Below are 12900 nucleotides of genomic sequence, written 5' to 3' on the forward strand. Positions count from 1 at the left end.
CGGGATGCCAGACTCACGGTATGACCGCTCCGGGACCTCGCTCCACCGGCGCCGGGCTGCGCATCCTCGGCATCGTGCTGACGGCGCTGTTCGGCGTGCCGTTCCTCGTGTTCACGGTCCTGGTGCTCAGCAGCCGCTTCGGCGGTGCCTTCGACCCTCACGGCTACACGCTCATCTTCGGCACGCTGTTCGCGCTGGTGCTCGCGATCCCGACCGCGGTGTCGATCCCGCTCGTGTTCCCGGCCGGCCGCAGACTCGTCGCGGCGATCATCAGTCTCGCCGCGTTCCTCGTCGTCGGCATCGGGCTGTTCGCCGCGCTGCTGACGGCCTGACGGCCTGACGGCGTGACCGCGCGTCCGCGCGGAGCGCGAGCGCCGTCGAAACCGACATGCTCACGCGTTCGGTGCGTCTCCGCGCGGCCTCCCTGTCACGAGAGCGATTCCGGAGCCCGGCGAGAAGACGGCTCCGTCGGCGACTCAGTACCGATAGTCGACGACGACGGGCGCGTGATCGCTCCAGCGCTGATCGTAGGAGGCCGCACGCGCCACGTGGTAGGACTCCACGCGGTCGGCCAGCGCCGGGCTCGCCAGATGGTAGTCGATGCGCCATCCCGAGTCGTTGTCGAACGCCTTGCCCCGCATCGACCACCACGTGTACGGCCCGTCGATCTCGCCGTGGAAGCGGCGCCCGACGTCGACCCAGCCCAGACCGCGTCCGGTCGTGCCGTCCACGGCATCCACGTCGGCTCCGGCTGCGCCGAGGAAGCGATCGAAGTACGCGCGTTCTCGCGGGAGGAATCCGGCCTTCTTGCGATTGCCGCGCCAGTTCTTGATGTCCAGCTCGCGGTGCCCGACGTTCAGGTCGCCCGTGACGAGAGCGAGCGCACCGTCGGCGCCCAGCTCGGTGAGACGGTCGCCGAACGCATCCAGGAACTTCCACTTCTCGTCCTGTTTGGGGGTGTCCGCCTCGCCGGTGTGCACGTAGGCGCTCGCCACCGTCAGCGGCTGATCCCCGATCAGGTAGTCGCCTTCGATCCAGCGCCCCTTCGAGTCGAAATCGGCCGGTCCGAAGTCCGTCCTGACCGCGAGGGCCGGGGTGCGACTGGCGATCGCGACGCCCGCACGCCCCTTGGCCGTGGCCTCGTCGTGGATGATCGACCAGCCGGGGAGTGCGGCCTCCAGGTGCTCATCCTGTCCGCGCACCTCCTGCAGGGTGAGGATGTCGACGTCCGCAGCGTCCAGCCAGGTGCTCATGCCGTTGCGGGCGGCCGCCCGGATTCCGTTGACGTTGACCGAGGCGATACGCAGATGTGGCATGCCTCCAGCCTAGGCGGAGGGACGGACATCGCCCTCCGGAACGGCCGCCCCCAAGCCGGGACGGGGCCTGCGCCCCCGCTGCGGCGGGGGAGGGGTGGCGGCCTCGACCTGCTCCAGCTCGTCGTGCGCCTCGCGGACCGCGCGATCGGCCGCCCAGATCCGGTACCAGGGCGCCCCCGCCCTGGCCTCCTGCGCCGTGCGCAGCCGCACCTGGGCCGCCAGCAGCAGCGCCCTGTGCTCGGCGGCGAGGCGCTCGGCCTCCGACTGCGGCAGGAGAGCCACGTGATTGTCCTGTGCGGCCACGGCGATCCAGGAGGCCGCGACGAGCAGCACGATCCCGATGAGGCGGAACCAGAGGAGCATGACGATGAACACGGTGAACGTCGCCAGCAGCGGGTTGGACGGGGTGTAGCCGAGGAACAGGCCGAACCCGAGCTGGAGCACCGTGGTCGCCGCCGCGCCGAGGAACGCGCCGGGCATGATGCGCCGCCAGGTCAGCTGCGTGCCCGTGAGGAAGCGGAACAGGCCGGCCAGAAGCACGGTGTTGACGATGTAGAGGATCGCCACCGTGACCAGCCGGACGGTCAGCGAGAACACCGGCGACGCCTCGCTCAGGCCGATCAGCTCGAAGGCCAGGCCCAGGGCCCAGGTCCCGAGCGTGCCGAGCATGGTCCCGAGCACGAGCCCCGCCCCGAAGACGATCGCGGCCAGCAGGTCCAGGCCCTTCAGGTGGAAGTAGTTCCGGCGGTCGGGAGGGATGCCGAAGACGCCTCGGACGGCTCGGCGCGCGAACGAGATCGCGCCGATGGCCGTCCAGATGAGGGCTCCCAGGGCGATCGCGCCGGTGATGCTGAGGGTTCCGGTGTTCCCGCTGGCGATGTCCTGGACCTGCTCGGGCGTGATGACGCCGTCGGTGACGATGAGGCCCGGGATGAAGTTGTTGATCACGCTGATCAGGCCGTCCACGGCATCCGCGTTCCCGCCCAGCCAGAGACCGGTGATCGCGAACGCGACGTAGACGGCGGCGAAGCCGGCGAAGAGCGTCTGATAGCTCACCCCGGCCGCGAGCAGGAAGCCCTCGTGCTGCAGGAAGTTGCGCCACACCCGGACCGGGAACCAGGCGAGCGTGCGATGCGTGAGCTCGGTGGCACGCGAGAGCGGTTCCTCGAAGCGTTCGCGGAGGTTCTCCTGCGTCTGCTCCCAGCGGGCGCGCAGATGCTGCTCCTCGCGTGCCGCCACGTCCGCGGCCCCGCGCTGCTCGCGAGGGCTGCGCGGCGTCGAGGTGCTGTCAGAGCGGCTCACCCTGTCAGGGTAGCGAAGGGTCAGGGGCGGCCGCGCAGCACCGCCTGCTTGACCTCGGCGATCGCCTTGGTGACCTCGATGCCGCGCGGGCACGCCTCGGAGCAGTTGAAGGTCGTGCGGCAGCGCCACACGCCCTCCTTGTCGTTGAGGATGTCCAGGCGGACGCCGGCGTTGTCGTCGCGCGAGTCGAAGATGAAGCGGTGCGCGTTGACGATCGCGGCGGGGCCGAAGTACTGCCCGTCGGTCCAGAACACCGGGCACGAAGAGGTGCACGCGGCGCACAGGATGCACTTGGTGGTGTCGTCGAAGATGGCGCGGTCGGCGATGGACTGCGTGCGCTCCTTGCCCTTCTCGGGCGTCGTGCTCGCGACGAGGAACGGCTGCACCTCGCGGTAGGACGCGAAGAACGGCTCCATGTCGACCACGAGGTCCTTCTCCAGCGGCAGGCCCTTGATCGCCTCGACGTAGATCGGCTTGGAGATGTCCAGATCCTTGATCAGCGTCTTGCAGGCGAGGCGGTTGCGGCCGTTGATGCGCATGGCGTCGGAGCCGCAGATGCCGTGGGCGCAGGAGCGTCGGAACGTGAGAGAGCCGTCGACCTCCCACTTGATCTTGTGCAGCGCGTCGAGCACGCGGTCGGTCGAGTACAGCTCCACGTCGTAGTCGACCCAGTGCGGCTCGGCGTCGACCTCGGGGTCGAACCGGCGGATGATGAAGGTCACCAGGAAGGACTGGACGCCCGTGTCCGCGGCGGAATCAGCGGCAGGCGCTTCTGCGACAGCGGTGGACATGTCAGTACTTCCTCTCCATCGGCGGGTAGTTCAACTCGCCCTGCTCGTTCTTCGTGAAGACGACCGGCTTCCAGTCGAGCCGGATGTGGTCGCTCGGCGTCGACGAGTGCGGGTCGCCCGTCAGGTACGCCATCGTGTGCTTCATGTACTTCTCGTCGTCGCGCTGGGGGAAGTCGTCGCGCATGTGGCCGCCGCGGCTCTCCTCGCGGTTCTGGGCCGCATAGACGACGACCTCGGCGATGTCGAGCAGGAAGCCCAGCTCGACGGCCTCGAGCAGATCGGTGTTGAACCGGTGGCCCTTGTCGTCCACGTGCACGTTCTTGTAGCGCTCGCGCAGCTCCGCGATCACGCCGAGGACGTGTTCCAGGGAGTCGTGCGTGCGGAACACCTGCGCGCCCTTGTCCATCTCGTCCTGCAGCGTCTTGCGCAGCACGGCGATGCGCTCGGTGCCCTGGTTGTTGCGCAGCCCCTCGAGCATGTCCGAGACGAACGCCGCCGGGTTCTCCGGCAGCGGGACGAATTCGGCGGTCTTGACGTACTCGACCGCGTTGCGGCCCGAGCGCTTGCCGAACACGTTGATGTCCAGCAGCGAGTTGGTTCCGAGCCGGTTGGCGCCGTGCACCGAGACGCAGGCGCACTCGCCGGCGGCGTACAGACCGGGCACGACCGTGTCGTTGTCGGCCAGCACCTCTCCGTCGTTGTTCGTCGGGATGCCGCCCATCGCGTAGTGCGCGGTCGGCATGACCGGCACCGGCTCGACGACCGGGTCGACGCCCAGATACGTGCGGGCGAACTCGGTGATGTCGGGGAGCTTGGTCTCGAGGACCTCGGCGCCGAGGTGCGTGCAGTCCAGCAGCACGTAGTCCTTGTGCGGACCCGCGCCGCGTCCCTCAGCGACCTCCTGCACCATGCAGCGGGCGACGATGTCGCGCGGGGCGAGGTCCTTGATGGTCGGCGCGTAGCGCTCCATGAAGCGCTCGCCCGAGGCGTTGCGCAGGATGGCTCCCTCGCCGCGGGCTCCTTCGGTGAGCAGGATGCCGAGACCGGCGAGACCGGTCGGGTGGAACTGGAAGAACTCGAGGTCCTCGAGCGGCAGTCCCTTGCGCCACACGATGCCGACGCCGTCGCCGGTGAGGGTGTGCGCGTTGGAGGTGGTCTTGAAGATCTTGCCGAAACCGCCGGTCGCGAAGATCACGGCCTTGGAGTGGAACACGTGCAGCTCGCCCGTGGCGAGGTCGTAGGCGACGACGCCGGCGATCTGGGTCCTGCCCTCGGCATCCTTCACCGTGATCAGGTCGAGCACGTAGAACTCGTTGAAGAAGTCGATGCCGAGCTTGACGCAGTTCTGGAAGAGAGTCTGCAGGATCATGTGGCCGGTGCGGTCGGCCGCGTAGCACGCGCGGCGCACGGGGGTCTTGCCGTGCTCGGCGGTGTGCCCGCCGAAGCGGCGCTGGTCGATCTTGCCCTCGGGGGTGCGGTTGAACGGCAGGCCCATGTTCTCGAGGTCGATGACCGCGTCGATCGCCTCCTTGGCGAGGATCTCGGCGGCGTCCTGGTCGACGAGGTAGTCGCCGCCCTTGACCGTGTCGAAGGTGTGCCACTCCCAGCTGTCCTCCTCGACGTTCGCGAGGGCAGCCGCCATGCCGCCCTGTGCGGCGCCGGTGTGCGAGCGAGTGGGATACAGCTTCGAGATGACGGCGGTCTTCGCGCCGGGGCCGGCCTCGATGGCCGCCCGCATGCCGGCGCCGCCGGCGCCGACGATGACGATGTCGAACTGGTGGTAGTGCACGCCGTCGCGGACGACGGAATCGTGAGTCTGGGTGGTCACTCTCTGGCTCTCTCTCAGTTCCCGACGCTGCCGTTGGCCACGCACATGTCCCACAGGCTGCTCGACTCGGTCACGCCGAGGCACGGGTCGAACGTGAAGACGACCAGCGTGCCCAGGACGATGAGGAGTCCGGCGGCCAGGCCCAGCGCCCAGACCAGCGCCTTGCGAGCACCGGGGTGGGTGACGTAGTCGTTGACGATGGTGCGCATGCCGTTCGCGCCGTGGATCAGCGCCAGCCACAGCATGAGCACGTCCCACCACTGCCACCACGGGTCGGCGAACTTGCCGGCGATGAACGCGAAGTCGAGGGCGTGGATGCCGTCGCCGAGCATGAGGTTCACGAAAAGGTGGCCGAAGATCAGGATCACCAGGAGCACCCCGGACACCCGCATGAACATCCAACCCCACTTCTCGAGGTTGAAGCGGCGGGCGCGACGCCCGGATGCCGGCACTGCGGTCTGAGTGGTCATCAGTGTCCCCCTCCGAAGCCGGCGAACGCGAGGGCGAGATGGCGCGGGACGAATCCGGCCATCAGCACCGCCCACAGGCCGATGACGATCCAGAACATCTGGCGCTGGTACCGCGCCCCCTTCGACCACAGGTCGACGAGGATGATGCGTAGGCCGTTGAGAGCGTGGAACGCGATGCCGGCGACGAGGACGACCTCGCCGAAGGCCATGACCGGGTTCTTGTAGGTGCCGATCACCGCGTCGTACGCCTCGGGCGACACGCGGATCAGCGCCGTGTCGAGCACGTGCACCAGGAGGAAGAAGAAGATGGCGACACCGGTGATGCGGTGAAGCACCCAGGACCACATGCCTTCGCGGCCTCGGTAGAGGGTGCCGCGCGGGGTCTTGGATGTCGTCTCCGAAATCGACGGTGTCAAGCGAGTGCTTGCGGACACGGTCGTCCTCCCTGATCGATCTGTCTCGGCAGCGTGCGCAGGCACGCCCGAACGCTCACCATCCTATTCCCGTCCACGCGCCGGGATCGAGGAAGGGGACCCTAACTGTCTCGATGTCGAGATTGTTGTCCCGGGTAGGGTGGGGGCATGACGGAGCCGATCGAGGACTTCTACGCCGTGATCCCCGCCGGCGGCATCGGGAGCCGGCTGTGGCCGCTCTCGCGTGCGGACGCGCCCAAGTTCCTGCACGACCTGACCGGTTCGGGCAACTCGCTGCTGCGCGACACCTGGGACCGGCTCGAGCCGCTCGCGGGCGCCGACCGCATCGCGGTCGTCACCGGCCGCGCGCATCGCGCAGCCGTCGAGGCGGAGCTCCCCGGCATCCCCGATCCGAACGTCTTCCTCGAGTCCGAGCCGCGCGACTCGTCGGCGGCGATCGGGCTGGCTGCCGCGATCCTGCACCGCCGCGACCCGGACGTGATCATCGGCTCGTTCGCCGCGGACCACGTCATCCGCGGAACGCGCACCTTCGAGTTCGCCGTGCAGCAGGCCGTGGAGGTCGCCCGCGCCGGTTATATCTGCACGATCGGCATCCAGCCGTCCGAGCCGTCCGTGGGCTTCGGCTACATCCGCAAGGGCGACGAGCTGATCGTGGACGGCGCCCCCGAGGCGGCGACGGTCGAGAGCTTCGTGGAGAAGCCGGATCTCGAGACGGCGAAGCGCTACTACGCCGACCGCTCGTACCTGTGGAACGCCGGAATGTTCATCGCGAAGGCGAGCGTGCTGCTGGACGAGCTCGCGGAGAACGAACCCGAGCTGCATGCGGGGCTGCGGGAGCTTGCCGAGGCGTGGGACGATCGCGAGCTCCGCGGACCTGCGGTGGATCGCATATGGCCGGGACTGAAGAAGATCGCGATCGACTACGCCGTCGCGGAGCCCGCGGCCGACAAGGGGCGCCTGGCGGTGATCCCCGGCCACTTCGACTGGGACGACGTGGGGGATTTCGCCTCCCTCACCAAGCTCATCACCGGCGGACGCAAGAACGACCTCGCGGTGCTCGGGCCGAAGGCGCGGGTGCTGTCGGACGCCGCGACCGGGATCCTGGTGAGCCAGACCTCGCGCGTGATCAGCCTCGTCGGCGTGCAGGACATCGTCGTCGTGGACACTCCGGACGCGCTTCTGGTGACCACGACGGAGCACGCGCAGCGCGTGAAGGGCGTCGTCGAATCGCTCAAGGTGACCGGTCGCGGAGATGTGCTCTGACCGGGCGGATGTCGGATCTATTTCGGGTTTGTAACCATTAACCGCGGCGACGGGCGGGCGTCGCGTAACACTGGGTAACTTATGCCTGGGGCCTTGCGATCGGCGCAGGCCAGTAGTCCGTGGAGGCTTACGTGACCATTTCCACCCGGAAGCGCGCACTCGCCGCGCTCGTGGCGACCGGTGTCGCCCTCTCGCTCGCTGGCTGTGGAGCCGCCCCGGAGGAGTCCGAGGGACCGGGCGGGGAAGCGCTCGACTTCCTGCCCTGCATCGTCTCCGACTTCGGCGGGTTCCAGGACAAGTCGTTCAACCAGCTGTCCCTCGAGGGCGCCCAGAAGGCGGCCGACGAGCTGGGCGTGCAGCTGAACGACGTCGAGTCGAACACCGAGACCGACTACGGACCCAACGTCGAGAACCTCGTCGCCGAGGGCTGCAACGCGATCGTCGCGGTCGGCTTCGCCCTCTCGGCTGCCACGGTCGAGAGCGCGCAGGCGAACCCCGACGTCGACTACATCCTCGTCGACGACGCCGCCGACGCCGACTTCGACGGCCAGGCCGACGCCGAGAACGTCAAGCCGCTGCTCTACAACACGGCCGAAGCGGCGTTCCTCGCCGGCTACCTCGCCGCGGGCTACTCCGAGGCCGGCAAGGTCGGTACGTTCGGCGGCATGGAGTTCCCGACCGTCACGATCTTCATGGACGGCTTCAAGCAGGGCGTCGACTACTACAACTCCGAGAAGGGCACCTCCGTCCAGGTGGTGGGCTGGGACGGCTCGACCGGTTCGTTCACCGGTGGTTTCGAGGCCAACCAGGAGGCGAAGACCGTCGCGCAGAACATCATCGACCAGGGCGTCGACGTGCTGCTGCCCGTCGGCGGTCCGATCTACCAGTCGGCTCTCCAGGCGATCACCGAGTCCGGTCGCGACATCGCCCTGATCGGCACGGACGCCGACCTGTTCGTCACCGACCCGACGACCGAGGACTACGTGCTCACGTCGATCCTGAAGGCCATGGACCTGTCGACCTACGAGGCCGTGATGTCGAGCGCCAACGGCGAGTTCGACGCGACCCCGTACATCGGCACCCTGGAGAACGAGGGCGTCGGCATCGCCGACCTGCACAACTTCGCCGACAAGGTGGACGCCGAGCTCGTCTCCGAGGTGGAGGCGCTGCAGCAGGCGATCATCGACGGCGAGGTCACGGTCACGTCGTACCTCGACTGATCGAGGACCGAAAACGCTGAGAGGGAGGCCGGCCACCGCCGGCCTCCCTCTCCCCAGTCCACGGCGCCGACCCGCGCCATCTGCTTGAGGGCGCACCCTGCCCGCTGACTAGGATCAACACATGAAGCTCGAATTGCGCGGCATCACCAAGAGGTTCGGCGCGCTGACGGCCAACGACCACATCGATCTCACCATCGAACCGGGGCAGATCCATTGCCTCCTCGGTGAGAACGGCGCCGGCAAGTCCACGCTGATGAATGTGCTCTACGGTCTGTATCAGGCCGACGAGGGCGAGATCCTGCTGGACGACGTCGTGCAGCACTTCGCCGGCCCCGGCGACGCGATGGCGGCCGGCATCGGCATGGTGCACCAGCACTTCATGCTGATCCCCGTGTTCACGGTCGCCGAGAACGTCATGCTGGGGCACGAGCAGACCCGGTTCGGCGGGCGACTCGATCTGGCCGCGGCGCGGCGCATGGTCATCGAGATCTCCGATCGTTTCGGATTCGACGTGGATCCGGATGCCGTCGTCGAAGAGCTCCCCGTCGGCGTGCAGCAGCGCGTCGAGATCATCAAGGCGCTCTCGCGCGACGCGAAGGTGCTCGTCTTCGACGAGCCGACCGCCGTGCTGACTCCGCAGGAGACCGACGAGCTGATGGCCACCATGCGCCAGCTGCGCGACGGCGGCGCATCCATCGTCTTCATCACCCACAAGCTCCGCGAAGTGCGCGAGGTCGCCGATCGTATCACCGTGATCCGGCTCGGCAAGGTGGTCGGGGAGGCGTCGCCGACAGCGACGAACGAGGAGCTGGCCTCCCTCATGGTCGGGCGCGCCGTCGAGCTCACCGTCGCGAAGGGCGCCCCGAACCTGGGCGAGGAGGCGCTCACCGTCACCGGGCTCACCGTCACGGACGATGTCGGGACAGTGCTGGTGGACGACGTCACCTTCTCGGTTCGAGGGGGCGAGGTGCTCGCGATCGCCGGAGTGCAGGGCAACGGGCAGACCGAGCTCACCGAGGCCCTCGTCGGTCTTCAGCCCCGCGTGCAGGGAAGCATCCGCCTGAACGGCCGCGAACTCGTCGGCCGATCGGTCAAGGACATCCTCGATGACGGCGTCGGCTTCGTCCCGGAGGACCGCAGCGTCGACGGGCTGGTCAAGGAGTTCTCCATCGCCGAGAACCTGATGCTCGACCGCTCGGACGGCGCGCCCTTCGTCAAGGCGGGAACAGTGCAGCGGGGCGTTCTGCAGAGCTTCGCCTCCGACAAGATCGCGGAGTTCGACATCCGCACGCAGGGCCCCGACCAGCCGGTGGGCCGGCTCTCCGGGGGGAACCAGCAGAAGGTCGTCCTGGCCAGGGAGCTCAGCCGCGACCTGTCCCTGTTCGTCGCAGCCCAGCCCACCCGCGGTGTGGACGTCGGTTCGATCGAGTTCATCCACAAGCGCATCATCGCGACCCGCGACGCCGGCGTCCCGGTCGTCGTGATCTCGACCGAGCTCGACGAGGCCACCGCGCTCGCCGATCGCATCATGGTGATGTATCGCGGCCGGATCGTCGGCATCGTCCCCGGCGACACACCGCGAGACCGCCTCGGCCTGATGATGGCCGGCATGACCGAAGAAGGAGCCACCGCATGAGCGACTCCGAAGCAGCACCCGGTTCGGCCGGCCAGAGCGGACCGGACCGCACCGGCGGCACGGTCACCGGAGCCGCCGGATCCGCGTCCGGACTCGCCGCACCCGGCGTACCGCTGCCGGACCCCCCGAAGTCCGGGCAGCCCGTCCCCGAGGAATCGCGCTGGCACGCGGCCTGGCGCCGGGTGGTGACCGGAAACGCGATCATCTCGGTGCTCGCGGTGCTGCTCGCCGTCATCGTGGGGTCGATCATGATCGCCTTCACGAACCCCGAGGTGCAGGAGGCGTCGACCTACTTCTTCGCGCGGCCCACTGACACGCTCGTTGCGATCTGGGATGCCGTGGCCGGCGCGTACGCCGCGCTGTTCCGCGGCTCGATCTACAACTTCACGGCGGACAGCTTCATCGTCGGCATCCGTCCGCTCACCGAGACGCTCAAGTTCGCGACCCCGCTGATCGCCGCCGGACTCGGCGTCGCGCTGGCCTTCCGTGCCGGCCTGTTCAACATCGGCGGTCAGGGACAGATGCTCATGGCCGCGGCTGCTGCCGGCTGGGTGGCGACGGCGGTCGACATGCCGTGGCCGCTGCACATGCTCGCAGCCGTGCTCGCCGGCATCGTGGCGGGCGCGATCTGGGCCGGAATCGCCGGACTCCTCAAGGCACGCACCGGCGCGCACGAGGTGATCGTCACGATCATGCTCAACCACATCGCGGTCTACCTGCTCGCCTGGATGCTGGCCACGCAGGGCGTACTGCAGGCGCCGGGCTCGAGCAACCCGAAGACCGCGCCGATGGCGGAGACGGCGGTGCTCCCCGGCATCCTCGGACCGCAGTTCAAGCTCCACGCGGGCTTCATCATCGCGCTTCTCGCCGTCGCCTTCACCTGGTGGCTTCTTGAGCGGTCGAGCCTGGGCTTCCGCTTCCGCGCCGTGGGGGAGAACCCCGCAGCCGCGAAGGTCGCGGGCATCAGTGTCGGGCGGATGTACTTCCTCGTGATGGTGCTCGCCGGCGGGCTGGTCGGCATCGCCGGATCCAGCCAGGTGCTCGGCACGGTGACGAGCGGGTTCAGCGAGGGCATCGACGCCGGCATCGGCTTCGACGCGATCACCGTCGCCCTGCTCGGCCGGTCGACGCCGCTTGGCGTGCTCGGCGCGGGCATCCTGTTCGGCGCCTTCAAGGCCGGAGGCTTCACGATGCAGAGCTCTCAGGGGGTCCCGGTGGAGATCGTCCTGGTCGTGCAGTCCCTGATCGTGCTGTTCATCGCCGCACCTCCGCTGGTGCGGGCGATCTTCGGGCTTCCGCAGCCGGACGGCAGGCCACGACGCAAGCGCGCGGCGAAGACGTCGAAGGAGGTGGCGGCATGAGCGCTCTGACGACACAGGCTCCCATCGAGGAGCAGCGCCACGTCGCGGTCGTGTCGTGGAAGACGCCCATCATCTTCGCGGTGATGACCGTGCTGGTGGCGCTCCTGCCGCTGCTCGCACCGCGCGAGGGCGTCAGCACGTTCCGCCTGGTCGCCGGGCGCGAGGCGATCGCGCTGCCGGACCTCGTCCTGCCGTCGACGGCCACCGCATGGGTGTGCGTGGGGATCCTCGTGGCACTGACCGTCGTCGCGTTCGTGCTCGTGGCGGGACGGCGCTCCGTGCCGCTGTGGCTGATCTCGGTGTACGTCGTGTTCCTGCTGCTCGGCTTCCTGGTGTGGGCGTCCGCCGGCGCCACGCTGCCGCTGATCGGCCTGCTCTCGGGCGCGCTCGCTCTGGCGACGCCGCTGATCTTCGGAGCACTGGGCGGCGTGATCGGCGAGCGGGTCGGCGTCGTGAACATCGCCATCGAGGCTCAGCTGCTCGCGGGCGCCTTCTGCGCGGCGCTCGTGGGTTCGCTCACCGGCAGCCCATGGGCGGGTCTCATCGCCGCCATGGTGGCCGGCGTCCTCGTCTCGCTCGTCCTCGCCGTGTTCGCGATCACGTACTTCGTGAACCAGGTCATCGTCGGCGTCGTGCTCAACGTTCTCGTGATCGGCGTGACGACGTTCCTGTTCCGGCAGGTGCTCGACCCGAACCAGGCCACGTTGAACTCGCCGCAGCCCTTCACGGCCATCGCGATCCCGGTGCTCAGCGACATCCCGGTCATCGGACCGATCCTGTTCCGTCAGACGGTCGTCGTCTACCTGATGTACATCGTGGTGTTCCTGGTGTGGTTCGGCATGTACCGCACCCGCTGGGGTCTGCGCCTGCGCGCCGTGGGCGAGCACCCGCAGGCGGCCGACACCGTCGGCATCGACGTCGCCACCACCCGGTACCGCAACATGATGCTCGCCGGTGCCGTCGCCGGCATGGGAGGCGCGTTCTTCACGCTGGTGTCCGTCCCGCGCTTCAACTCCGAGATGACGGCGGGGGCCGGCTTCATCGCGCTCGCCGCCGTGATCTTCGGCAAGTGGGATCCGATCAAGGCGACCCTCGCCGCACTGCTGTTCGGCTTCGCGTCGAACCTGCAGGGCGTGCTGAGCGTGATCGGCTCGCCTGTGCCGAGCCAGTTCATGCTGATGCTGCCGTACATCGTCACCATCTTCGCCGTCGCCGGTCTCGTGGGGCGCTCCCGTCCTCCGGCCGCATCCGGCGTTCCCTACATCAAGAGCTGATCGGA

The 12900-nt window shown here is 68.5% G+C and carries 12 protein-coding genes; 6 read left to right on the forward strand and 6 right to left on the reverse strand.

The window, feature by feature from the left end; translation table 11 throughout:
* Positions 1–20: 20 nt before the first annotated feature.
* Positions 21–332: a hypothetical protein gene (locus AC3RXZ_RS08620; RefSeq protein ID WP_243232385.1), complete on the forward strand. Its 312-nt coding sequence runs from the start codon at positions 21–23 to the stop codon at positions 330–332.
* Between the two features lie 144 nt (positions 333–476).
* Here the strand turns inward: AC3RXZ_RS08620 and AC3RXZ_RS08625 are convergent, their stop codons facing one another.
* Genes AC3RXZ_RS08625 through sdhC form a run of 6 tightly spaced genes read right to left on the reverse strand, consistent with a single transcriptional unit; the run spans position 477 to position 6141 of the window.
* The gene (locus tag AC3RXZ_RS08625; RefSeq protein ID WP_243232387.1) at positions 477–1316 is read right to left on the reverse strand and encodes an exodeoxyribonuclease III; all 840 of its coding nucleotides are present in this window, start codon (positions 1314–1316) and stop codon (positions 477–479) included.
* A gap of 9 nt (positions 1317–1325) precedes the next feature.
* Positions 1326–2618 carry a YihY/virulence factor BrkB family protein gene (locus tag AC3RXZ_RS08630; protein WP_491493750.1) on the reverse strand — a complete coding sequence of 431 codons (1293 nt, stop codon included), beginning with the start codon at positions 2616–2618 and terminating at the stop codon, positions 1326–1328.
* 20 nt (positions 2619–2638) lie between these two features.
* Entirely contained in the window at positions 2639–3409 is a 771-nt protein-coding gene (locus AC3RXZ_RS08635) for a succinate dehydrogenase iron-sulfur subunit (protein WP_243232390.1), read from the reverse strand.
* A 1-nt stretch (position 3410) separates the two neighbouring features.
* Positions 3411–5237, reverse strand: coding sequence for a succinate dehydrogenase flavoprotein subunit (gene sdhA / locus AC3RXZ_RS08640; RefSeq protein WP_243232392.1), 1827 nt, complete (start codon positions 5235–5237; stop codon positions 3411–3413).
* A gap of 14 nt (positions 5238–5251) precedes the next feature.
* On the reverse strand, positions 5252–5707 hold the full coding sequence (locus tag AC3RXZ_RS08645) for a succinate dehydrogenase hydrophobic membrane anchor subunit (RefSeq protein ID WP_491493751.1): 456 nt from the start codon (positions 5705–5707) through the stop codon (positions 5252–5254).
* Positions 5707–6141 (reverse strand): succinate dehydrogenase, cytochrome b556 subunit, encoded by a 435-nt coding sequence (gene sdhC, locus AC3RXZ_RS08650; RefSeq protein WP_243232395.1) that lies wholly within the window; start codon positions 6139–6141, stop codon positions 5707–5709. The genes AC3RXZ_RS08645 and sdhC overlap by 1 nt, the downstream gene beginning before the upstream one ends.
* Positions 6142–6288: 147 nt before the next feature.
* Between sdhC and AC3RXZ_RS08655 the strand changes: the two genes are divergently transcribed.
* From AC3RXZ_RS08655 to AC3RXZ_RS08675, 5 genes are all read left to right on the forward strand, one after another.
* A complete protein-coding gene (locus AC3RXZ_RS08655) occupies positions 6289–7404 on the forward strand; it encodes a mannose-1-phosphate guanylyltransferase (RefSeq protein WP_243232402.1) in 1116 nt (371 codons plus the stop codon).
* 131 nt (positions 7405–7535) lie between these two features.
* On the forward strand, positions 7536–8624 hold the full coding sequence (locus tag AC3RXZ_RS08660) for a BMP family lipoprotein (RefSeq protein ID WP_243232405.1): 1089 nt from the start codon (positions 7536–7538) through the stop codon (positions 8622–8624).
* Between the two features lie 121 nt (positions 8625–8745).
* A complete protein-coding gene (locus tag AC3RXZ_RS08665) occupies positions 8746–10260 on the forward strand; it encodes an ABC transporter ATP-binding protein (protein WP_243232407.1) in 1515 nt (504 codons plus the stop codon).
* Entirely contained in the window at positions 10257–11621 is a 1365-nt protein-coding gene (locus AC3RXZ_RS08670; RefSeq protein ID WP_243232410.1) for an ABC transporter permease, read from the forward strand. The genes AC3RXZ_RS08665 and AC3RXZ_RS08670 overlap by 4 nt, the downstream gene beginning before the upstream one ends.
* Positions 11618–12895 (forward strand): ABC transporter permease, encoded by a 1278-nt coding sequence (locus tag AC3RXZ_RS08675; RefSeq protein ID WP_491493752.1) that lies wholly within the window; start codon positions 11618–11620, stop codon positions 12893–12895. Before AC3RXZ_RS08670 ends, AC3RXZ_RS08675 begins: the two co-directional genes overlap by 4 nt.
* Positions 12896–12900: the final 5 nt, after the last annotated feature.

This window comes from Microbacterium cucumeris (assembly GCF_058349845.2).

Coding starts and splice junctions, on each gene's coding strand:
- AC3RXZ_RS08635 (WP_243232390.1), bottom strand. CDS start 3,409: ATGTCCACCGCTGTCGCAGAAGCGCCTGCCGCTGATTCCGCCGCGGAC.
- AC3RXZ_RS08620 (WP_243232385.1), top strand. CDS start 21: ATGACCGCTCCGGGACCTCGCTCCACCGGCGCCGGGCTGCGCATCCTC.
- AC3RXZ_RS08670 (WP_243232410.1), top strand. CDS start 10,257: ATGAGCGACTCCGAAGCAGCACCCGGTTCGGCCGGCCAGAGCGGACCG.
- AC3RXZ_RS08645 (WP_491493751.1), bottom strand. CDS start 5,707: ATGACCACTCAGACCGCAGTGCCGGCATCCGGGCGTCGCGCCCGCCGC.
- AC3RXZ_RS08665 (WP_243232407.1), top strand. CDS start 8,746: ATGAAGCTCGAATTGCGCGGCATCACCAAGAGGTTCGGCGCGCTGACG.
- AC3RXZ_RS08655 (WP_243232402.1), top strand. CDS start 6,289: ATGACGGAGCCGATCGAGGACTTCTACGCCGTGATCCCCGCCGGCGGC.
- AC3RXZ_RS08675 (WP_491493752.1), top strand. CDS start 11,618: ATGAGCGCTCTGACGACACAGGCTCCCATCGAGGAGCAGCGCCACGTC.
- AC3RXZ_RS08625 (WP_243232387.1), bottom strand. CDS start 1,316: ATGCCACATCTGCGTATCGCCTCGGTCAACGTCAACGGAATCCGGGCG.